Here is a 20,762-nt window from a genome sequence, read left to right on the forward strand (position 1 = left end):
GTGCGGTGACCACTACGCAGTAATCCTCGCACAGTGGTCACCGCGCGGTTCCACACCGGCATCGATACCCATCATGCGCATACGCGCATCCCTACCGTATATATAAGGAGCAATCATGACCAACAAAGACACCAACCCCAGCACCACCCCAGCGTCGTCGTTGACCGACAAGGAGCGCGAAGCCATCGCCCAAATGCCGTACGAGGAGGCACGAGACAAGCTCATCCAGGCCGTACAGGCATTGGAGACGGGCGGCCTCAACCTCGACCAGTCCATGCGCCAGTGGGAAATCGGCGAAGCCCTCGCCAAGCGCGCACAAGGTCTGCTGAACGACGTGCGCGCCAAGCTCGATCAGGCCCAAGCCGAGCAGGCCGCCAATCAGGCGACTGCGGGAACTCAGTCCAATTTGGACTGAGTTCCCCTTCGGCCTACGGCCTCACCTCGTCTACGGACAGTCCACCGGACTGTCCGCTTCACGACTCGGCCCAGTCCAATCTCGACCGAGTACCCGCTTCGGCCGTTACTTCTTCAGTGGGACGTAGATGACGTTGTCGATGAGCTCCTGGTAGTGCTTGACGATCTGTGCACGACGGGTCTTGAGGCTCGGGGTGAGCATGCCATTGGCCTCGGTGAACTCATCCGGAAGGATCTCGAACTTGCGGATGGATTCGGCGCGCGAGACGCCTTCGTTGGCCGCGTTCACCGCACGCTCGACTTCGGCATGCACGATCGCGTTGCCAGCCAGTGCGGCCAGATTCGGTTCCGGCTTGGCACCCTGCGCCTCCAGCCACGCATTGGCGTCGGCGAAGTCCAGCGTCACCAGGGCGGCCACGAACGGCTTCTTGTCTCCGATGACGAGGCACTGGTTCACCACCGGCGAGGTCATCACGGAAGCCTCCAGCAGACCCGGCGACACGTTCTTGCCGCCGGCGGTGATGATGAGGTCCTTCTTGCGACCGGTGATGGAGATGAATCCCTCCTCATCGATGTCGCCCAAATCGCCGGTGTGCAGCCAGCCGTCGGTGATCTGCTGCTCGGTGACCTCGGGGTTGTTGTGGTAACCCTTGCACACCAGCGGCCCCTTGACCACCAGCTCGCCGTCCTCGGCGATGCCCGCCGTGATGCCGCACATCGGCATGCCGATCGTGCCGATGTGGTTGTTCTCAGGCAGGCTCACGCACACCGGACCGCAGGTTTCGGTCATGCCATAGCCCTCAAGCACCGGCATGCCGATGCCGTTGAAGAAGTGGGAGAGCTCGGAATCCATGGGCGCGCCGCCGGTGATGGCGAAATCGGCGTTCGGCCCGAAAATGGTGCGAATCTTCTTGTACACCACCTGCTCGTAGAAGGCGTGGGCGATGCGGCCGGCCAGCGGAAGCTTCTCGCCACGCTGCTCGGCCTTGGACCATGCACGGGCGTTCTCGGCGGCACGGACGAACATCTTGCCGGCGAACCCGGTGCCGGCACGCTGGGATGCGGCGTTGTACACCTTCTCGTACACACGCGGCACAGCGAGCAGCAGCGTGGGACCGAAGGTCTCGAAGTCCTTGACCATGGTCTTCATGTTGGAGCTCAACGCCAGGGAAATGGTACCGGCGAAGCTGAAGAACTCCATGAACCGGGCGAACACATGGCTCAACGGCAGGAACAGCAGCAGTCGGCGGTCGGGCCATGCGCCGGCGCGCGGCATGTACTGCAGTGCGGACAGCACGAGGAACGCGAAGTTGCCGTGACTGAGCTCCACGCCCTTCGGCGTGCCAGTGGAGCCGGACGTGTAAACGATGGTGGCGAGGTCATCGCCATGCGACGCCTCCTTGTACTCCCAGAATTCCGCGTCAGTCACGCTTTCGCCATAGGTCTTGATAGCGCCAAGGCCTCCGGCCTCGATCACGAACACGTTGCGCAGGGTCGGCACCTCGTCGCGCACGGATTCGATCTTGTCGCGCTGGCCATCGTCCTCCGCAATGGCGATGGTCACCTGCGAGTCGTTGAAAATCCAGCTGACCTGGCTGGCGGAGTTGGTCTCGTACACCGGCACAGTGAGCGCGCCGATGGACATGATGGCGACATCCAAGGCCGCCCATTCCCACCGGGTACGGGACACGATGGCCACCGCATCGCCCTTCTTGACGCCCAGCCCAATCAGACCCTTGGCCAGGCCGATGACCATGTCGCGGAACACCTGGGCGCTGTACGGATGCCATGCGCCATCCTCGCCCTTGTATTCGATCATGGCGCCTTCCGGATCGCGCTTGGCACGTCGGTCGAGCAAATCGAACAGATTGATATCGCTGTCGATCGGCTCCTTAACAGGGTTGGTGAACTGCTTGACAATCGTGGTCTCATTCATTGCCACGTCAGCGATGTTTTCGGTCATACATCTATGTAACCGCATCGATGATACAAATGGCCACACAGCCTCGACAATATGGGCAGCCAATGGGCAACCAACCACAGCCGGACGCCGGGCAGATCTCCATCGGTTCCGGCATCGGCTCCTTCGTCGGCTCCGATGCCAGAACCTGCCAGAATCGACGATCCGGATCCGCCATCAGAACTGGATGTAGTCGACTTCCTCGTGTTCTCCGGTCTCCAGGAATTTCGCCACGTCCTCAGGACCGGCAAACACCATCTTGACCGCCTGCGCCACCATCAGGTTCACGCGATCCATCGGCGTGAGGTTTTCGAAGTAGCCGTACACCGGCAGACCCAACGCATAGGCGTATCCGATTTCGAACATCGTGCCGGGGTCCTCGTCCATGAGGTTGGCGATCACCGCCCGGGAACTATTGATGCCACGGATATCGTCAGCGAAGCACCCCTCCGGCCCGACGTCCTCGATCTGGCTGGCGAACCGAGGCTTGAACAGCCTACGGCCATGCTCCTCCAGCACCTTCTCCAGACGTTCCATACTCGCCGTCTGCTCGGGATCGAAGAACGGACCGGCAACGTAATAGTCATAATCCTTATCGCTCATGGCTTCCAGTCATACCGCAGCACCGACGAGCACCGCACGCGTAGTTCGGTGTATGGACAAGATATCACCATGTGAACAATTTCGGGCGTGTTCCACGGTCTCGTCGCATAATACCCGGCAATCACCCGCGATTGACGATCTGCATGGCACGACCATCCTCCATGAGGTGGAATCCATGACGCTGATAGAACGGCGCGTTCTTGCTCTCCTCGGGCATGACCTCAAGGAACAGGTAATCGTGGTACTTGGTCTTGACCATCTCCACCAGATGACCACCGACGCCATGGCCATGGTATGCCGGGTCCACCAGCACCCAGTGCATGTACGCCACCATTTCGGTATCGTCCAACACACGCACCAGCCCCACCAGATGTTCCCCGTCCCATGCGCTGATGACCGTGTCCGAATGCAGGAGCGCTTTGAACAGACGGTCCGGGTAGTTCGCCGATTCCCATCCGACCGAACGGAACAACGCCTGTACCTGATCGACCGTGAATCGTTTGTCTTCCGTGTATTCGATAGCCATGCGTCCAAGACTATCCGCATGCGCCTTCCGCATGTCTCCACGGTTCATATGACGGATTGCCTGCCGTACTGCCATTGGAGGAACGGCGTGAATCGCCCCGCGGCACTCCACGCAGGGAGGAACAGCCCGATTTCCCGCGCATGCCCCGAGCATCACTGCACGGCGACGGACCGACGCAGTGCCCGAGATCGGATTCGAACCGACGACACCCGCTTTAGGAGAGCGGTGCTCTATCCACTGAGCTACCCGGGCAACGACGTTCCATTGTACACGGCCCGTGCCCTAAGCTCGCCGCATATGGCCGAGCGACGTCGCGAAACCGGCGCGACCGTATCGAACACCTTGTGCCGGTTATGTGCGAACTCAAGCCGATGCCGCCGGAATACGGCCGATCCGCAAGGCCTGCACGGTACAGTGACAACGCATATGCCGAGCCATGCCGGGCCGACCATGCCGGACCGGGCCAAGCCGAATAAATCAAGTCGACTAAACCAAGCCAAACGACGGGCATCGGACCATACCGGTGCTCATTGAGCCAAGATGCAACGAACCAGCCGAGACACACCGAAGGGAATCGATATGACGAAACGGGCCACAGCGAACGGCGCTTCAGGAAACAGCCGCGCCGCCGGACGTCCCGCTTCCCGGTCGCCTCGAACACCATCATCCGCACGCGGCGGCAACGCCAAAACCACCCGCAAGCCCCATCGGATTCTGGGATTACTAGCGGGACTATGCGCATTTGCGGCCCTGATCTGCACCGCACTTCGTGCGCTGCCGGGCGACCTGCAGGAACTGCCGTATGTACCGGTCGTCGTGTCCGCCACCCCGTGGTTCGCGCTGATCGCATTGCTCGCACTGCTGGCGGCAATCGTCTCACGCCGCGTGATCGCCGCACTGATCGCCATCGCCGCAATCGGATTGAACGGCTACTGGCAGTATCCGTTCTTCTACTCCCCCACGCCACTGGTGCAGGCCGCACAGAACGCGGTGGCCGCGGCCGAGCCGGACACCACCGACGGGTTCGCCCGCGTGATGACCTTCAACGTGTACAAGGGGCAGGCCGACCCGCAGGTTATCGTGAATCTGGTGAGCGACCAGCGCGTGGAGGTGCTGGCACTGCAGGAAACCACCGATGACTTCGTCAAACGGCTCAAGCAGGCCGGCATCGAGCATTACCTGCCGTATTCGCAGGTCTCCTCATCCGACGGCGTGTTCGGCAACGGCCTGTGGTCGGCCACACCGCTGACCGAGCCGGCCGATGACGATGTGAACTCCAGCGCATCGTTCATGCCCGGCGGCACGGTGGATCTGGGCGGCAATCAGATTCGATTCGTCTCCGTGCACACGACGGCGCCGGTACCGGGACACTGGCGCAAATGGAAGCGCTCCCTGGATGAACTGGGCTTGATGCGCGGGCACACCGACGTCCGCTACATCTTCATGGGCGATTTCAACGCCACGTACGACCACACGCCGTTCCGCGAGTTCCTGGGCGACCGGTTCCAGGACGCCACACGCGAATCCGGTCACGGGTTCACGTTCTCATGGCCGACGAACCGCACCGGCATACCGATGTTCGCCGGCATCGACCATGTGGTGCTGGATCAGGGCATGACGGCCGGCCAGTGCAAAGTGGTGCAGGTGGAGGGTTCCGACCACGCCGCGCTGCTGGCTACCGTGGATGTGACGCGGTAGCGACACCATAGCGCCCCACGCCAGAAGCCCGCCATCAATCAGAAGCCCAGACGGGTGCGGCCGAACTGGTCGAGCCAGCGTAGGATCGCGCCTTCGCGCAGGGCCCACGGGCAAATCTCGACCTCTTGGATGTTGAGTGCCTTCATGATCTCGTCGGCCACGACGGCGCCGCCCACGATTTGCATCGTGCGTTCCGGGGTGATGCCGGGCAGGGCGACGCGCTGCTCGGGCGCAATCGCCGCAAGACGGGGAATCCAATCCTCAAGCTGCTCGCGGGTCATGAACCACGTATCCTCGCGGCCGGGCTGGCGAATCACGGCACCGCACAGGCGTGCAAGGGAGCGGAAGGTCTTGGACGTGCCCACCGCATGATTCGGGTGCTTGGACTGCGGGAACACCTTGACCATCGGCTCCAGAATGCCGCGCACGCCCTTGCGCACCTCCTCCAGCTCCTCCGGCGTGGCGACGCCCGCGGGAAGGAACTCGGTGGTGACGCGTCCGGCGCCGGCCGGCACGGACAGGGCCACTGTAGGCTCCTCGTCGGAGCCCATCGCCACCTCAAGCGATCCGCCGCCGATGTCCAGCACGAGCAACCGTCCGGCGTCCCAGCCATACCAGCGTCGCGCGGCGAGGAAGGTCAGACGGGCCTCGTCGGTACCGGACAGCACGGTGACGCCCTGGCCGATGCGCTCCTCGATCTTGTGAATCACCTTGTTGCCGTTCGGCGCCTCCCGCAATGCGGACGTGGCCATGGCCAGCAGCTGGGTGATCTCATACTCCTCGGCAAGTCTCATGCACTGGTCAATGGCCTCGAGAATCGCCTCGACGCCGGCCTTCTTGATGGAGCCGTCCTCCTTGAGGTACTTCATCAGTCGCACGGTGGATTTGGTGCTGGCCTCCGGATCGGGGCGTGCGCCGGGAGCGGCGTCCACGATGAGCATATGGATGGTGTTGGAACCGATATCGAGCACACCGAGTCGCGTGGTGTGGGAACGCAAATTGACCATAATCCTTGACCTTAGCACCTACCGGCGGCGCGGATGGCCCGAGCGGTTCCGCACCGCCGCCGAACCCGGCCTAGCAGGGCTCCGTCGATACCCTCCCCTCAGCCGAGCTGCGCGACGAACCGGCCGAGGCGCTCCAGCCCCTCGGTGAGCGCCTCGCGCGAGGCCGCATAGCTCAGACGCACATGCGTATCCGCCGTGGCGGCGCCGAAGTCACGGCCTGGCGTCAACGCCACATGGGCCTCGTCCAACGCTCGCTCGCAGAACGTCCACGCATCCAATCCGGTGCGCTCGATGTTGAAATAGGCGTAGAACGCGCCATTCGGCTCCACCTCGACCGGCAGGCCGATGCGCTTGAGACCATCGATGACAATGCGGCGACGGGCCAACAGCTCCTGCCGTCGGGCCTCGCACTCCGCAAGGCTTTCCTCGGTGAAGCAGGCAAGCGCCGCGTGCTGGGTTGGCGTGTGCGCGCACAGGTAGTAGTTGGTGGCCAGATCGTCCACCGCCTCAAGCACGGTGGGGTCGTCCGGCAGAATCGCCCAGCCGAGCCGCCAGCCGGTCATGCCGAAGAACTTGGAGAAGCTGTTGCATACGATGGCGCCCGGATCGCAGGCGAGCACGGATCTGACCTCGGTGCCGTCCGGTTCGCGATCGGCGAGATCGAGGTAGGTCTCGTCCACGATGCGCCAGGCGCGACGTTCGGCAGCCAAACGGCAGACCTCGTCCAGTACGGCGAAATCGATGGTGGTGCCGGTGGGGTTCGATGGCGAGGTGATCATCACGGCTTTGGTCCTGTCCGTCCAATACCGCCTGCACAACTCGGCGTTGAGGTGGAACCGTGTGGCCGCGGAAGTGGGGACGTCGATCACGTTGCCCTCGAAGGAGCGCACCAGTTCACGGTTGCACGGATAGGACGGGTCGGCCACGATCACGTCGTCACCGGTATCCACGGTGAGGGCGGTGGCGAGCAGCAGGGCCGCCGAACCGCCGGCGGTCACACAGATGCGTTTGGGATCGATGTCGAGGTCATGCCGTTCGCGGTAGAAATCGGCGATGGCCTGACGCAGTTCGGGCAGGCCCATGGCCGCGGTGTACGGCAGCGCGCGGCCGTCATACTGTTCGCGCATGGCGTCGCGCACGGCGGGCGGCGCACCGAAATCCGGCTCGCCAAGACTCAACTTGATGACGCTGATGCCGTGGGCAATCATGGTGTCCGCCTTCTCGCCGAACACCATGGCGCGGAAGGGATTAATCTCGCGCGCACGGCGGGACATGACCGGGAGCTGCTGCACTGCTTCGTTTTCCATATCTCGGTTCTATCCGCCTGTTGGGACAAGGTCCACGGCCGGGTACGGCGAAGTCCGCCGCAAGCGCAGTAAGGGGTCACGGCAAGACTCGCGACGACGCCCACAATACGCACAGCACGGTTCATAGCAAGATCAGAGGCAATCCCTTCCCCTGACCTCCTAATCATCAATTCCCCTATAATCATCAGTGAGTATGTCAATTGATTGGACCAAAATCGAAACCGATGATTCCCGGCATTCAATCCCGGCATCCCGGTTCCGGCATTCAAGGAGGAATACATGAGCAGGTTCAATGGCAGACGCGCCGAATTCGAGGCCAGTGGAGCGCGAATCAACGTCGCGATCCTGGGTGCTGGACGCATCGCCCACACCATGGCCGACACCCTGTCCAGGATGGCCGGGGACTCCCGATACGCTTCATGGATTCACCCGTATGCGGTGGCCGCGCGTGACGCGGACCGCGCCCGAGCGTTCGCGGACCAGTGGAATCTGGACAAGTCGTACGGCTCATACGAGGAGCTGGCCGAGGACCCGGACGTGGATCTGGTGTATATCGCCACTCCGCACAGCCTGCATGCCGAGCAGGCGATCCTGTGCATGAAGGCCGGCAAGAACGTGCTGGTGGAGAAGTCGTTCACCGCCAATGCGGCGCAGGCCCGTGAGGCACTGGCCGTAGCCAAGGAGACCGGCCTGCTGTGCACCGAGGCCATCTGGACGCGGTACATGCCCAGCCGGTCCCTGATCAACGGCATCATCGATTCCGGTGAAATCGGCGAGGTCAGGTCGGCGAGCGCCAACCTGTGCTATCCGGTGGCCGACAAGGCGCGCATGACCGATCCGGCCTGCGCGGGCGGCGCGCTGCTGGACGTGGGCGTCTATCCGCTGAACTTCCTTGACATGGCCGTGGGCGCCGATCACGGGCGTACGCTCGATCGCTTCGACACCTCGATGACGCCATGGGAGACCGGCGTGGACGCGCAGAACTCCACCACGCTGTACTACGACGACGGCACGATGGCTGTGTCCTCCAGCTCGATGCTGGCGGCCTCCGATCGCGGCGGATACGTCTGGGGCACCGAGGGCTATCTGGTGGTGCGGAACATCAACAACCCCGAGGGAATCGACGTATACGACGGCGACCACCGGCTGGTACGCCACGTTGATGTTCCCGCACAACTGACCGGTTATGAGTACGAAGTGGCGGACGCCGCCGAAGCGCTGCTGGACGGCAAGATCGAATGCTCGGCGATGCCCCATGCGGACACCATCCGCATCATGGAGCTCATGGATGCGATTCGCGACCGTTGGGGTCTGAAGTTCCCGTTTGAGCGGTGAGGCGCCGCCCGTCTTCGGGAGCTTCGGCGTTTTCGAGGTCTCCGGGGGCTCCTGCGTTTTCGGGGCCTGCTGGGCCTCCTGCGTTTTCGGCGCGTTCGGAGTCTCTGGAAACTCCGGCGTTTTCGACACCTTCAGGTGTTTCGAGAGCTTTGGCGTTTTCAGGAGCTTCGACATTTTCAGCGTCTCCGACAATCTGGTCATACAGCCGCGCGAGCCTGTCCGCCCGCGCGGCCTTCGTCAATTCACATTCCCATACGGTGATCACCCGCCAGCCAGCCGTCTCCAGCGCGGTATGTTGTGCGAGGTCCCGTTCATGGTTGCGCATGAGCTTGGCCTGCCAGAATTCCACATTCGATTTGGGCATGGAGTGTTTCGCGCACCCCTCGTGCATGTGCCAGAAGCATCCGTTGACGAACACGACGGTGCGGTATTTGGGCAGTACCACGTCCGGGTGGCCCGGATACCGCTTGTCGTTCTTCCGGAATCGCAGGCCACGCCGGAACAGGTAGCTGCGCACCAGCACCTCGATCGAGGTGTCCTTGCCGCGAATGTGCGACATGGTATAGGAACGGGTGCCCCTCTCGTATTTCTCCGACTGCTGTTTCCTGCGATTCACATCCCCCACACTACCGTGCGTCTCAACCGAGCGGATCATGCAGAACGCCGTTGGCTCTATAATCCCGGTTATGAGCGATATGACTATTCGTCGGGCCACGACGGCCGACATGCCTCGGATTGACGATCTGCTGTTCCAGGTGGCCGAGGTGCATCACCGGGGCCGTCCGGATCTGTTCAAGGGCGGCGCCAAGAAATACACCGATGATGAGCTGGCCGGCATCCTAGCCGATGATTCCCGGCCGGTCTTCGTGGCGGTCGACGCCGACGGCCGGGTGGTGGGCTACGCGTTCTGCGTCTTCCAACAGCATCCGAACAACCATGTGCTCACGGATATCAAAACCCTGTACATCGATGACCTGTGCGTGGACGAACAGGCGCGCGGCACGCATGTGGGGTCCGCGCTCTATCGCTACGTGCTTGATTTCGCACGGCGATCGGAATGCCACAACGTGACGCTTAACGTCTGGTCGTGCAATCCCGGTGCGCAGGCCTTCTACGAGCATATGGGACTGACCCCGTACCGCATCGGCATGGAGCAGATCTTGTAGGCAGACTGTGCGGCCGTGTAATCATACAGCCGCACAATCACACCATCAGATAGCCAATAGTCATACCGCACAGGCTGCGTCATCCCAGCAGATCGAGCAGATCGTCCCTGGTCAAGGTGGCGATGGAAGCGGGTGCCGCTTCGGCGTTCGATTCCAGAGCGAACGACGGATCGGTGAACTGCCGGGCGAGTTCGCTCTTGGTGTGCTGCAGTTCGAGGATGCGCTCCTCGATGGTGTCCTTGGCCACCACCTGATACACGTTGACGTCCTGGGTTTGGCCGATGCGGTGGGCACGGTCGGTGGCCTGTTCCTGCGCTGCGGCGTTCCACCACGGATCGGCGTGGATCACCACGCTTGCACCGGTCAGATTCAGGCCCGTGTTGCCCGCCTTCAGTGAGATCAGGAAGGCAGGGGTGTCGTCCGCATTGAATCGGTCCACCAGTTCGAGGCGCTGCTTTTTGGGCGTGGAACCGGTGATGGTGTAGTACCGCAGCCCCTGCGTATCGAACCGCTGGGCGATGAGCCCCAGGAAACTGGTGAACTGCGAGAAGACCAACGCCTTCTTGCCCTCATTCATGCAGGTTTCCACCAATTCGACGATGGCGGCCAGCTTGGCCGACTGATCTTTGGCATCCGCATAGAGCAGCCGAGGATCGCAGCAAATCTGGCGCAGTCGGGTCAGTTCGGCGAGAATACGAATCTTCGAGGTGTTGAAGTCGTTCTGATCGCTATGTTCGAGCTGCATCCGGAGACGCTGCTCGTGGGCGGCGTAGAGCTTACGCTGCTCGCCTTCCAATTGCACGGTCAGCACGGTTTCCATCTTGTCCGGCAGATCGGTGAGCACCTGCGATTTGAGCCGTCGTTTGATGAATACGCCCACCAACGACTGCAACCGATGCGCCACTCTCGCCGATTCGGGATTGACCTGTGCTGCGGCACGCCCTTCCTCAGTGGTCGTATCCGCCGCACGGCCGTTGGCGATGGGCAGCTCATACCGCTCCCGGAACCGCTTATACGAGCCGAGCAGACCGGGCATGAGGAAGTCGAAGATGCTCCACAACTCGGACAGCCGGTTTTCGATCGGCGTGCCGGTCAGGGCGAATCGATGGTCCGCAGCCACCGACTTCACCGCCTTGGCGATCTTGGTGGTGTGGTTTTTGATGTATTGCGCCTCATCCAACGCCATCACCATGAACCGACGCTGGGCGGCCGACGATTGGACATCCGACGACCGAGCATCCGACGATTCGTCCAATGATTGAACGTCCACCGATAGCTGACTTGACTGCTGGCCTGGCTGCCGGCTTGGCTGCCAGCCTTGCGCCGAGTCCAGTCCCATAGAACCGTCCACCGCAGTGTAATCATCGACGTCCCGCCGAAGCAGATCGTACGAGGTGATCAGCACGGTAGGCTTATCCGAACCGAATGCACGGGCTATTGCCGCCCGGCGCTCGGACTTGGAGCCGGCAACCACCACGGCATGAAGCCCCGGCGCGAATTTGCCGAATTCGGCCGCCCAATTGTAGACCAGCGACGCCGGGCACACGATCAATGACGGGCTTGCCGAAGCGGTGATCTGATAGCGGGAGAGCAGCAGCGTAATCAACTGCACGGACTTGCCCAATCCCATCTCATCGGCGAGGATGCCGCCGAAGCCTTTGTCGCATAGCGTGCTCAGCCATTGGAACCCCTCGACCTGATAGGGGCGCAATACGGCCTTGAGCCCGTCCGGTACCGCATAGGAGCGTGGGTCGATGACCTTCATGTCATCGATGTAGTCCGTGAACGAGGAGTCCTTGACCACGTCCGACCCGTCGTCCGGCAGTTCTCCGTCCAGCAGGAACGCCTGACCGCCAGGCAGGGTGATCAACCCGGAGTTAAGGTCATCCTCGCTGAGGTCGAGATCACGCGCGAGCTTGTCCAACGTGTCCAGCCGGGCTCCACCAAGCTTGACAAGCGTGCCATCCTTCAGCTGGTGGTACTGCTGTCTGCGTCGATACGACGCCAGCAATGCGCCGACCTCATCCGGCGGCACCTCATCGGCGATGGGCGAGATCTCCACCAGATTGCCCTTGACCGACAGCCCCACCTTGACGCTGGGCGCGGCGGGAGACACCAACCGGTCAAAGGCCGGCGTGGTGAACACCTTGCCCATGTCATGCAATGCCGGAAGACCTTCGTCGAACAGGCGAACCAGCTGCGTGGTGTCGTCACGGTTGATGACGGCCGCTCTGGACGAGGAGGCAGCGCCGGAAGACGCGCCACGTCCTCTTCTGCTCGTTCTTCGCGCCGTCTCGGACATCATCGCGCGAGCATCCGGCATGGTGAAGAACTCACGTACCACGTCCAATGCCAGATGTTCCGTATCGAAATCACGTCCGAGCACCACGCGGGGTTCACGGTCGCCACCGGCATGCGAACGGTCTGCGCCGGGAATCGGTTCGGCAGGCCCGGCCGGCAGCAACGGCACCACCGTATCGTCGTATCGGGCCTTGACCTCGCACTGCACGCCATGTTCATCTCGGTCCAGATAGAATTGCGGCTCGCAATTCACCGGCTGCAACGACACCAACTCCCGCGGCAGCTCGCCGGACTCCAGCAGCCCCGCCCCCACCAATCGGGGCAACAGCGTACGGGCGAACAAGGCGATGTCATCCCCCGCAATGACCTGCCCCGGCGAATCCGGAACGAAGAGCTCACCCAACAGTCCCGCCAGCGGCTTCAACGGTTGCGGGCATCGCACGAACCGGCATCCTGCCGCACTGATTCTCTGCGATTCGGCCATCATGGCCGATACCGCCCTTGGCACGGATTCCGGGGGCGACAGCAACAGCCAGACATGCTCGGCGCCCTCGATCACCGTTTCAATCGAGGGGGTGCCGGTAAGCAGATAGCCCGCATCCGGCCCATACAACTTGAAATCCCGACGCTCAATGCGCATGGTGAACAAGGTCTCCCCGTCCTCCACCGGCACGGTTGCCGGCTGGGAGGAAAACCATGTGTCCAGAACCAGCCTCACATTGGCCCCCGCACGGGAATCCAACAGTTCCGCGACCTCAGCCGACGAGAGGGTCAGACGACGGTCGATGGCGATATGGCCGTAATACCGGTCCTGCTGTTCGGCGGCCTGACGAATGGCAATGGCTGATTTCAACAGTCCCAGCAACGAACGCGACTGTGCGTCGAACATGTCCGGCGTATGGGTGAACGCAAGTTTCTGCCCATAGCTCACATATGAGCCTTCCACGATCGCCGTCACGAACTGGGGAATCGATTTCAGCACATAGTCCGATCCATTGGATGACGAACCGATCTTGAATTCCACGCTCCACACGCCGTCGATGAATCTCAGTATCGGGGTGAGACGCACCTGTCCGGGAGCCACGGTCTCCGGCATGCCGCGATACCCGTCCGAACCGGTTCCCGATCGGACGCGGCCTCCCGAAGCTCCGGAGGTATGCGCGGACCGTCCACCGTGCTCCCCCAATCGCTGCATCATCGCGGACCTGCGTCGCGACTTGGCTTGGGCATCCCGCTCGTCCATGCGCTCCATATAGGCGAGCAAGGCCCGAGATGGGCGCACGGCCCCCGCCCGGTATCCGGAGAACCGCTGCGGTTCGTCGCAGAACGCCAAGGCGAGCGCCGCCATGTGCTTGCACATGCCATAGCCCCGCCCATAAGCCGGGCATGTGCAGCTGCCGCCGTTCACCTCACCGGTATCCAGATCGAATTGCACATCGGTGCGGTACCGGCTGCCGGGACTCGTCACGCCACGCAACACGGCATCAAGTTCACCATATCGGGCACGATTGTTATCCCGATAGGCGGGTTCGAGCATCAAAGTGTCGGCCATGCGCACGATGCCGCGAGCACGGTCCATCACCGCGTTCGAAACCGAGGTGGTCACATCACGACGCAACTCGGCGAAGGGTATCTGTCGAGACGCATGCGGAGTCGAATCATCGTCATCCCCATCGCCGAACCAGACGCCACGCCCCTGACGATACGGCACCACAGCATCCTTGGCGGAAAGGCTGCCTCCGGCACCGAACGCTGCCTCACCCGGCTCATCACCGACGATATCACCATCGCCATCGCCCGGACCGAACTTCCATGGGTCCCGTCGGCGCAGACGATGTCCCCACGCGGCTCCCGATTCCTCCGAATCGGCATCATAACCGTCCACATCCATGGAATCGCCGCCGTCCAGGACCTCGTCATCGGGGTCATATGCACCACGACTACGTCGGACTCGGCTGATCCCGTCATCGACGGCATACGAATCACCGTCATAGCGGTCGTCGCCGGACAAGTCATCGGAGACATGCCCGAATACGCCATACCGTTTGACCATGAGGCACCTCTCCTTTCGATCCTCCGCATCGGCACAGGCCCAACATTCCCATCCTAGACGAAGGACGCGGTAGCCTTGAGTTATGGATGACGACATCGCCACGAAGCGCAAGACCTATGCCGGCAACGCCGCACTCGACGTCTTCGAGGTGCTGTGGCGCCACACCTACTTCGGTCACGGTCTGACCGTGCGCCAGATCCGCGACGAGCTTGGGCGCATGCACCAATACGCCGACCCCGGCGAACTGCCCACGGAGAAAACCGTGCGTAACCAGCTGAGGAAGCTGGCCGCCACCCGTTTTCTCGGCCGCACCATAGGGCATCTCGACGAGAGCGATTTGGATGGTGTGGAATGCGCCGACCCACAGCCGGGCTGGTACATGGACGCCTTCCTTTCCACGGCCGAGATGCGTCTTCTGGCCGACAGTCTGACACTGTCGCGCATCAGTCTGGATACGTTGGATGATCTGGTGGGCAAAATCCGGGAACTGGCCGGCGCCGCCGGAGCCGGCATCGACTATCTCGGCCATGTCGCCACCTACACGCACATCAATGGCGAATTCCTGTCCACCATCGACCAGCTCAACCAGGCCATCGAGGACGGCCATGGCGTGACCTTCCAATACCGTGACTACGGCCCCGACGGCACGCTGGTACCACATGCAAGCCGCACCGGCGCGGGCAGCACCTACATCGCAGACCCCTACCAGATGGTGTACAAAAACGGCCGCTACTACCTCATCTGCCATCTCCATGGCGAGGACAAGCTGCGTATTTTCGTGGTCAACCGCATCACGAACGTGAGCACGAAAGGACGGACCGGCACGGTTCCGCTGGAACGCCCCGCGCCGGAAGGGTTCGACGCCGTGAACTTCATGAGGCACCGGCCCTATCCCGTCGCCGACGACCCCGTACGCATCCGCATGCGCATTCGGGATACGTCCATGCTCAACAACGTGTTCGAATGGTTCGATGACCCGCATATCATGCAATCGCCGGACGGCAAGCAGTTCGATGTGACGGTGGAATCCCCGGAACGCGCGGTGTTCTGGTGGGCGCTGCAATATTCGTGGGACGGCCGTGTGACGATTCTCGAGCCCGATTCGCTCAAACGCAAACTGTTCGACGCCGGTACGCGCATGGCCCGGACCTACGATCCCAAATCCACAGACCAATCCCACTGACGGCAGGTCTGCGACGAACACGATTATTGCGATTATCGCGATAAGCGCAATAATCGCAACGTCTATCACCGGCATGGCCATAACCATCGGCAGCGAGTTCGGCATCATATCTGGTGCTGCCAGTATCACCGACGTCATTGCGGACGGCAACGTCCCCATTATCGTCCCCATCAACGTGCATGCCACCGACATGTTCCACCTCCTCTCGATTCCGACCGGCATCGCGTCCCGTTATTGTCTCATCGACCAAACAAGTCGGTAAATTTTTACCGAACGCCACGAAGACAAGCCATTCCCGGGCAATTCGGGCCGGTCTAACCAGACATGCGGCTATCGTGGAAACCATTGACCGCCTTACCTGGCAGGCAAACAAACAACAAAGGAGCAAGCATGAGCGAAGCGCGTACCGCATGGGGATGGGGTCTGGCCAGCATTGACGCCGCCGGCACCGTTCTGGACGTCTGGTACCCCGAATTGACGCTGGGCCCGGCACCGGCCGAGGCCGACCGTCCGAATCACGATTTCGGCACCTTGGCCAGCACCGAGGCGGATGCCCGCGGCGTTCGCCGTACCCCGGTGTTCACCATCAGCCAGCTGGATGAGCCGATTGCCGACGCCGCCGACGCCTACCTCAGGCTGCACCTGCTGAGCATGCGTCTGGCCAAGCCGAACACCTTGAATCTGGACGGCATCTTCGCCCAGCTCAACAACGTGGTGTGGACCAACTACGGTCCGTTCGCCGTGGAGGACTTCTCGCTCAGGAAGGCGGATGTGGAACGCGCCGTCACGGACGCCGCTCTGGCCTTCGCATCTCAGGCCGGTCTGCCGGCCGCTGCCCCCGCAGCTACCGTGAACGTCTTCGGCGTGGACAAGTTCCCGCGCATGATCGACTACGTGGTGCCCACCGGTGTGCGCATCGGCGATGCCGACCGCGTTCGTCTCGGCGCCTACCTGTCCGAAGGCACCACGGTGATGCACGCCGGCTTCGTGAACTTCAACGCCGGCACGCTTGGCGTCTCCATGGTCGAAGGCCGCGTCTCCCAAGGCGTGGTGGTCGGCAACGGCTCCGATATCGGCGGCGGCGCCTCCATCATGGGTACGCTTTCCGGCGGCGGCAAGCTCCGCAACTCCATCGGCGAGCACTCGCTGCTCGGCGCCAACGCCGGCATCGGCATCTCTCTGGGCGACAACTGCGTCGTCGAAGCCGGCCTCTACGTCACAGCCGGCACCAAGATCACCGTCTGGGACAAGGCCAAAGCCGCCGCCGGCGAACCACTCGACGTGGTCAAGGGCGCCGATCTTTCCGGCAAGGACAACATCCTCTTCATCCGCAACTCGGTCAGCGGCCGTATCGAGGCCCGCTACCGGAAGGTGGGCATTGAGCTTAACGCCAAGTTGCATAAGAACTGACATAGTCAGTTCTTATGCAACCATTATGAGTGGGGCCTCTCCTTGAAAAGAGAGGCCCCACTGGCGTCTAGCGCTCCTCCAGCGGCACGTAGTCACGCTGGACGGGGCCAGTGTAGACCTGCCGCGGACGTCCGATCTTGGTGTTCGGATCGGCCAACATCTCGCGGTACTGGGCAATCCAACCGGGGATGCGGCCAAGTGCGAACAGCGTGGTGAACATGGCCGGGTCGAAGCCGATGGCACGGTAGATGAGTCCCGTGTAGAAATCCACGTTCGGGTACAGGTTGCGTGAGACGAAGTAATCGTCGTGCAGAGCGATATCCTCAAGCTCGGTGGCCACGTCGAACAGCGCACGCTCGTCGCTGGGCAACTTCTGCGTGTCCTCGCGCTCCATGATCTTCTCCAGATACTGCTTCGCGATGGCGGCACGAGGATCATAGGACTTGTACACGCGATGCCCCAGACCGGAGATCTTCTGACCGTTCTCCTTGGCCTCACGCACGAACTCGGCCACGGACTTACCGGAGTCGCGAATCGCCTTGAGCTGGCGGAGCACCGCCTCGTTCGCGCCACCGTGCAACGGGCCGGACAGGGCGTTCACGCCGGCGGCGATCGCGGAATACAGGTTGGCATGCGCCGAACCGGCGATACGCACGACGGATGTGGAGCAGTTCTGCTCATGGTCGGCGTGGATGATCAGCAGCCGGCCCAGCGCATGCACATACAGCGGGTCGGATTCGAACGGCTCGTACGGCACCGCGAAGCACATCCGCAGGAAATCGTCCACATAGCCGCGCGCGTAATCGGGGTACAGCATCGGCTCATCACGGCGACGACGGAAGATGTACGACACAATCGTGCGGACCTTGGCCATGATGATGACCGCGGCCTCATCAAGCTGGTCGGAATCGTTGATGTCCGTGGTGTCCGGGTAGAACGTGGCCAGCGCGTTGATGGCGGAGGCGAGCACGCTCATCGGATGAGCGGTGCGCGGGAACGAGCCCATGAACGTACGGAAGTCCTCGCCCACCATCGTACGGTGGTTGATGTCGGAGACGAACCGGTCGTACTGCTCCTTGTTCGGCAGCTCACCGTGACGCAGTAGCCAAGCCACCTCCAGGAAATCGGACTGGTCGCACAGCTGCTCGATCGGATAGCCACGGTACCGCAGGATGGAATGCTTGCCGTCAATGAACGTGATCTTCGACTCGCATTGCGCCGTTGTGAGGAATCCGGGGTCGAGCGTAACCCAGCCGTCATTGCGCAGCGTGGAGACCACGATGCCGTCCGGCCCGGCGCTGGCCTTGACCACCGGCAGGGTGTATTTGCTGTCGTCCACATTCAGCTGGGCTGTTGCCATACTTACGCTCCCCTATCTACGGACCGCATACATACGGCCTTCTCAAAAGTACGGCTCACTATATGGCATGCGTGTTTCAAGGCAAATCACCGTCTCAAAAACGCGGGAACAGCATTACATCCCTTCGCCAACACCCTCTCGCCCGTCGTCATCGACCGGGCACCGCAACCCCACGCCTCCCCACGGTGTAGGGATTGTCCCACGGTGTAGGGAACGAAAAACCGACCATCCCGCCAAAACCGCGGAAATAAGCCATTCCTCTTCCCTACATCATGGGGCAATCCCTACATCATGGGATGTTCCCTACACCGTGGGGTAAGCGACCTGCCCCGGCGATTACAGATTGCTGCGATTGGTGAGGATGATCGGGCCGTCCTCCGTGATGGCGATGGTGTGCTCGGAATGGGCACCACGGGAGCCGTCCTGGGAGCGCAGGGTCCAACCGTCCTTGGAATCCTGGTAGATCTCGTCCGTGGTCTTGAGGAACCACGGCTCGATGGCGATGACCAGACCGTCGCGCAGCTTGTAGCCGTGATGCGCCTTGCCGTCGTTGGGCACATGCGGGTCGCCGTGCATGATGTGTCCCACACCGTGACCACCGAATTCAAGGTTGATCGGGTATCCGTATTCACGGGCGATGTCGCCGATGGTGGAGGAGATGTCACCAAGGCGGTTGCCGGGCTTGGCCACGTCGATGGCGGCGGCGAGCGCCTCCTGCGTGCACTTGATGAGTCGCAGATCCTCCGGATCGGGGTCGTTGCCCACCACGAAGCTCACGGCGGAGTCGGCGACCCAGCCGTCCACGCTGATCGCCAGATCGAGGGATACCAAATCGCCGTCCTTGAGGCTGTAGTCGTACGGGATACCGTGGAGCACGGCGTCGTTGACGGAGGTGCAGATGTAATGGGCAAACGGGCCGGTGCCGAAGTCCGGCGCGTAATCCACATAGCAGGATTCGGCGCCCTTGCGGTCCACGATCTTCTTGTGGACGAATTCGTCAATCTCCAGCAGGTTGGTGCCCACCTTGGTGGTCTCCTGCAGTTCCTTGAGAATGCCGGCAACGAAACGGCCCGCAGGCTTCATTTCCTCGATTTCACGAGGGGTTTTCAATTCGATCATAAGGTTCTTTCTACCTATGGCTCTTGACGTCTTGTTGACAATCGTTCTCAATGATAGACCGCACCGGCGTCATTGCCGGGCATCGAACCTCTTTTCGCAACACGAAAAAGCACATCTTAGGTACATATGTCGTTTCTTGGGCAGGCGTCAGCCGGACAAAGACACCTGAAGGTCATATTTCTTCACCCAAGCTCAGCGGGCACCTACCCAAGAAACGACACATGTACCTAAGAAACGATCACCGCGCCCGCTTGCCAAACGTGAAGGCGCGAATCACGGCGGTGATGCCCATAACCACCATCGCGCAACCGCCGAACACGACCATGAACACGGTGGAGCTCAGCGGGCTCATCAATACCACGAATCCGGCGATGATGGAGATGATCGCGTAGGCAACCGCCCAACCGGAATGCGGGATGCGCCATGATTCGACCAGCGCCATCACACCTTCCATGATCCAACCGAAACCGACCATCAGGGTGATGAGCAGCGCCAGAGTCTGACCGGTCAGCCCATAATTGCGCACCACCACGACGCCGCCGAAAGTGAGCAGGATGCCCACCAGCACGTCCAACACGCGCCAACCGCCTGGTAGTCCCGGTTCGACCAGGGCGCTCACGATGCGCACCACACCGGATATCACGAAGTACACGCCCAGCAGCAGCGCGGCCAACGCCAGCGTTTTGGTCGGCACGAACAGCAACGCCAATCCGAGCGCGACGGCGGCGACGCCCACCACGCCGTAGATCACGCGAATCGTGGTCTTGGCCTTTTGCGGCAGCCATTCCTCGATAAGACGGAATGGATTGAAATCACCGGAATACCATCCCGGCCCCGGCTGAGGGGAACCATTGCCGGACGCGAACGGCCCGGCGAATCCGTTGGGAGCACCGAACGGATTCTCCCCCTGACCATCCTGCGCACCGGACTGTCCCGTCTGGCCATACGCAGGATTCTGGCCGTACTGCCAAGCGCTCTGGCCATTGGGATTGGTGGCGTATGGGCCATAGTAGGGCTGCTGGCCTTGGGACCCAGAACCGTACTGGCCGTCCTGGCCGTACGGGCCGTATTGGGCGCCGGGCATGCCGCCCTGCTGACCCTGCGGCACATATCCCGCATCCGGCTGGGCGCCCGACTGCTGCCCACCCGGCTGCTGCGGCGGGTATTGACCGCCGTGGTTGGTGTCATACGCGCCGTATTGCGGCTGGGCCGGCTGGCCCGTCGCGTTCGGCTGGCTGCTCGCGTTCGATTGGTCGCTCGCGTTCGGCTGGCCGTTCATATCCGCCTGACCGTTCGCGTTCTGCTGCCCGCCAGCCGCGT

At 62.0% G+C, this 20,762-nt stretch carries 16 protein-coding genes, 1 tRNA gene and 1 pseudogene; 7 read left to right on the forward strand and 11 right to left on the reverse strand.

The window, feature by feature from the left end:
- The first annotated feature begins 115 nt into the window (after nt 1-115).
- Complete coding sequence (locus BMYO_RS01880) at nt 116-415, forward strand: exodeoxyribonuclease VII small subunit (RefSeq protein ID WP_094666898.1); 300 nt, start codon at nt 116-118, stop codon at nt 413-415.
- Between the two features lie 105 nt (nt 416-520).
- Here the strand turns inward: BMYO_RS01880 and BMYO_RS01885 are convergent, their stop codons facing one another.
- The 4 genes from BMYO_RS01885 to BMYO_RS01900 form a co-directional block, all read right to left on the reverse strand.
- Nucleotides 521-2,377, reverse strand: coding sequence for an AMP-dependent synthetase/ligase (locus BMYO_RS01885; RefSeq protein ID WP_094666899.1), 1,857 nt, complete (start codon nt 2,375-2,377; stop codon nt 521-523).
- A gap of 174 nt (nt 2,378-2,551) precedes the next feature.
- Entirely contained in the window at nt 2,552-2,977 is a 426-nt protein-coding gene (locus tag BMYO_RS01890) for a nucleoside 2-deoxyribosyltransferase (protein WP_094666900.1), read from the reverse strand.
- 121 nt (nt 2,978-3,098) lie between these two features.
- Entirely contained in the window at nt 3,099-3,536 is a 438-nt protein-coding gene (locus BMYO_RS01895; RefSeq protein WP_158216930.1) for a GNAT family N-acetyltransferase, read from the reverse strand.
- Between the two features lie 146 nt (nt 3,537-3,682).
- Nucleotides 3,683-3,755: transfer RNA gene (locus tag BMYO_RS01900), tRNA-Arg, on the reverse strand.
- A gap of 327 nt (nt 3,756-4,082) precedes the next feature.
- Here BMYO_RS01900 and BMYO_RS01905 point away from each other — a divergent pair.
- The gene (locus tag BMYO_RS01905) at nt 4,083-5,201 is read left to right on the forward strand and encodes an endonuclease/exonuclease/phosphatase family protein (protein WP_094666902.1); all 1,119 of its coding nucleotides are present in this window, start codon (nt 4,083-4,085) and stop codon (nt 5,199-5,201) included.
- Between the two features lie 38 nt (nt 5,202-5,239).
- Here BMYO_RS01905 and BMYO_RS01910 read toward each other — a convergent pair whose 3' ends face one another.
- A complete protein-coding gene (locus tag BMYO_RS01910; RefSeq protein ID WP_094666903.1) occupies nt 5,240-6,208 on the reverse strand; it encodes a Ppx/GppA phosphatase family protein in 969 nt (322 codons plus the stop codon).
- A 98-nt stretch (nt 6,209-6,306) separates the two neighbouring features.
- Entirely contained in the window at nt 6,307-7,515 is a 1,209-nt protein-coding gene (locus tag BMYO_RS01915) for a pyridoxal phosphate-dependent aminotransferase (RefSeq protein WP_094666904.1), read from the reverse strand.
- 279 nt (nt 7,516-7,794) lie between these two features.
- Between BMYO_RS01915 and BMYO_RS01920 the strand changes: the two genes are divergently transcribed.
- Complete coding sequence (locus BMYO_RS01920) at nt 7,795-8,850, forward strand: Gfo/Idh/MocA family protein (RefSeq protein WP_094666905.1); 1,056 nt, start codon at nt 7,795-7,797, stop codon at nt 8,848-8,850.
- Between the two features lie 166 nt (nt 8,851-9,016).
- Here BMYO_RS01920 and BMYO_RS01925 read toward each other — a convergent pair.
- A pseudogene (locus BMYO_RS01925) lies at nt 9,017-9,466 on the reverse strand (very short patch repair endonuclease); the annotation flags it as partial.
- Nucleotides 9,467-9,536: 70 nt separating this feature from the next.
- Between BMYO_RS01925 and BMYO_RS01930 the strand changes: the two are divergent.
- Nucleotides 9,537-10,016 carry a GNAT family N-acetyltransferase gene (locus BMYO_RS01930; RefSeq protein WP_094666906.1) on the forward strand — a complete coding sequence of 160 codons (480 nt, stop codon included), beginning with the start codon at nt 9,537-9,539 and terminating at the stop codon, nt 10,014-10,016.
- A 79-nt stretch (nt 10,017-10,095) separates the two neighbouring features.
- Here BMYO_RS01930 and BMYO_RS01935 read toward each other — a convergent pair whose 3' ends face one another.
- Entirely contained in the window at nt 10,096-14,370 is a 4,275-nt protein-coding gene (locus BMYO_RS01935; protein ID WP_094666907.1) for a DEAD/DEAH box helicase, read from the reverse strand.
- A gap of 82 nt (nt 14,371-14,452) precedes the next feature.
- On the opposite strand from BMYO_RS01935, the gene BMYO_RS01940 reads away from it, so the two are divergent.
- The 3 genes from BMYO_RS01940 to dapD all read left to right on the forward strand — a co-directional run bounded on the left by BMYO_RS01940 (nt 14,453) and on the right by dapD (nt 16,963).
- Nucleotides 14,453-15,553: a helix-turn-helix transcriptional regulator gene (locus BMYO_RS01940; protein WP_094666908.1), complete on the forward strand. Its 1,101-nt coding sequence runs from the start codon at nt 14,453-14,455 to the stop codon at nt 15,551-15,553.
- A gap of 73 nt (nt 15,554-15,626) precedes the next feature.
- On the forward strand, nt 15,627-15,815 hold the full coding sequence (locus BMYO_RS01945; RefSeq protein WP_094666909.1) for a hypothetical protein: 189 nt from the start codon (nt 15,627-15,629) through the stop codon (nt 15,813-15,815).
- Nucleotides 15,816-15,943: 128 nt separating this feature from the next.
- Complete coding sequence (gene dapD, locus BMYO_RS01950; RefSeq protein ID WP_094666910.1) at nt 15,944-16,963, forward strand: 2,3,4,5-tetrahydropyridine-2,6-dicarboxylate N-succinyltransferase; 1,020 nt, start codon at nt 15,944-15,946, stop codon at nt 16,961-16,963.
- A 67-nt stretch (nt 16,964-17,030) separates the two neighbouring features.
- Here the strand turns inward: dapD and BMYO_RS01955 are convergent, their stop codons facing one another.
- The 3 genes from BMYO_RS01955 to BMYO_RS01965 form a co-directional block, all read right to left on the reverse strand.
- Nucleotides 17,031-18,323, reverse strand: a complete 1,293-nt coding sequence (locus BMYO_RS01955; protein ID WP_094666911.1) for a citrate synthase — start codon at nt 18,321-18,323, stop codon at nt 17,031-17,033.
- Between the two features lie 336 nt (nt 18,324-18,659).
- Complete coding sequence (map, locus tag BMYO_RS01960) at nt 18,660-19,442, reverse strand: type I methionyl aminopeptidase (RefSeq protein WP_094666912.1); 783 nt, start codon at nt 19,440-19,442, stop codon at nt 18,660-18,662.
- A 238-nt stretch (nt 19,443-19,680) separates the two neighbouring features.
- Nucleotides 19,681-20,721: an HdeD family acid-resistance protein gene (locus BMYO_RS01965; protein WP_094667056.1), complete on the reverse strand. Its 1,041-nt coding sequence runs from the start codon at nt 20,719-20,721 to the stop codon at nt 19,681-19,683.
- Nucleotides 20,722-20,762 lie beyond the last annotated feature (41 nt).

Source organism: Bifidobacterium myosotis (assembly GCF_002259745.1).
GTDB classification, from domain to species: domain Bacteria; phylum Actinomycetota; class Actinomycetes; order Actinomycetales; family Bifidobacteriaceae; genus Bifidobacterium; species Bifidobacterium myosotis.

What these genes read in the sequence shown, in the direction of transcription:
- BMYO_RS01945 (WP_094666909.1), top strand. Translation starts at nt 15,627, where the DNA reads ATGGCCATAACCATCGGCAGCGAGTTCGGCATCATATCTGGTGCTGCC.
- BMYO_RS01915 (WP_094666904.1), bottom strand. Translation starts at nt 7,515, where the DNA reads ATGGAAAACGAAGCAGTGCAGCAGCTCCCGGTCATGTCCCGCCGTGCG.
- BMYO_RS01880 (WP_094666898.1), top strand. Translation starts at nt 116, where the DNA reads ATGACCAACAAAGACACCAACCCCAGCACCACCCCAGCGTCGTCGTTG.
- BMYO_RS01885 (WP_094666899.1), bottom strand. Translation starts at nt 2,377, where the DNA reads ATGACCGAAAACATCGCTGACGTGGCAATGAATGAGACCACGATTGTC.
- BMYO_RS01890 (WP_094666900.1), bottom strand. Translation starts at nt 2,977, where the DNA reads ATGAGCGATAAGGATTATGACTATTACGTTGCCGGTCCGTTCTTCGAT.
- BMYO_RS01910 (WP_094666903.1), bottom strand. Translation starts at nt 6,208, where the DNA reads ATGGTCAATTTGCGTTCCCACACCACGCGACTCGGTGTGCTCGATATC.
- map (WP_094666912.1), bottom strand. Translation starts at nt 19,442, where the DNA reads ATGATCGAATTGAAAACCCCTCGTGAAATCGAGGAAATGAAGCCTGCG.
- BMYO_RS01965 (WP_094667056.1), bottom strand. Translation starts at nt 20,721, where the DNA reads ATGAACGGCCAGCCGAACGCGAGCGACCAATCGAACGCGAGCAGCCAG.
- BMYO_RS01935 (WP_094666907.1), bottom strand. Translation starts at nt 14,370, where the DNA reads ATGGTCAAACGGTATGGCGTATTCGGGCATGTCTCCGATGACTTGTCC.
- BMYO_RS01940 (WP_094666908.1), top strand. Translation starts at nt 14,453, where the DNA reads ATGGATGACGACATCGCCACGAAGCGCAAGACCTATGCCGGCAACGCC.
- BMYO_RS01895 (WP_158216930.1), bottom strand. Translation starts at nt 3,536, where the DNA reads ATGCGGAAGGCGCATGCGGATAGTCTTGGACGCATGGCTATCGAATAC.
- dapD (WP_094666910.1), top strand. Translation starts at nt 15,944, where the DNA reads ATGAGCGAAGCGCGTACCGCATGGGGATGGGGTCTGGCCAGCATTGAC.
- BMYO_RS01920 (WP_094666905.1), top strand. Translation starts at nt 7,795, where the DNA reads ATGAGCAGGTTCAATGGCAGACGCGCCGAATTCGAGGCCAGTGGAGCG.
- BMYO_RS01955 (WP_094666911.1), bottom strand. Translation starts at nt 18,323, where the DNA reads ATGGCAACAGCCCAGCTGAATGTGGACGACAGCAAATACACCCTGCCG.
- BMYO_RS01905 (WP_094666902.1), top strand. Translation starts at nt 4,083, where the DNA reads ATGACGAAACGGGCCACAGCGAACGGCGCTTCAGGAAACAGCCGCGCC.
- BMYO_RS01930 (WP_094666906.1), top strand. Translation starts at nt 9,537, where the DNA reads ATGAGCGATATGACTATTCGTCGGGCCACGACGGCCGACATGCCTCGG.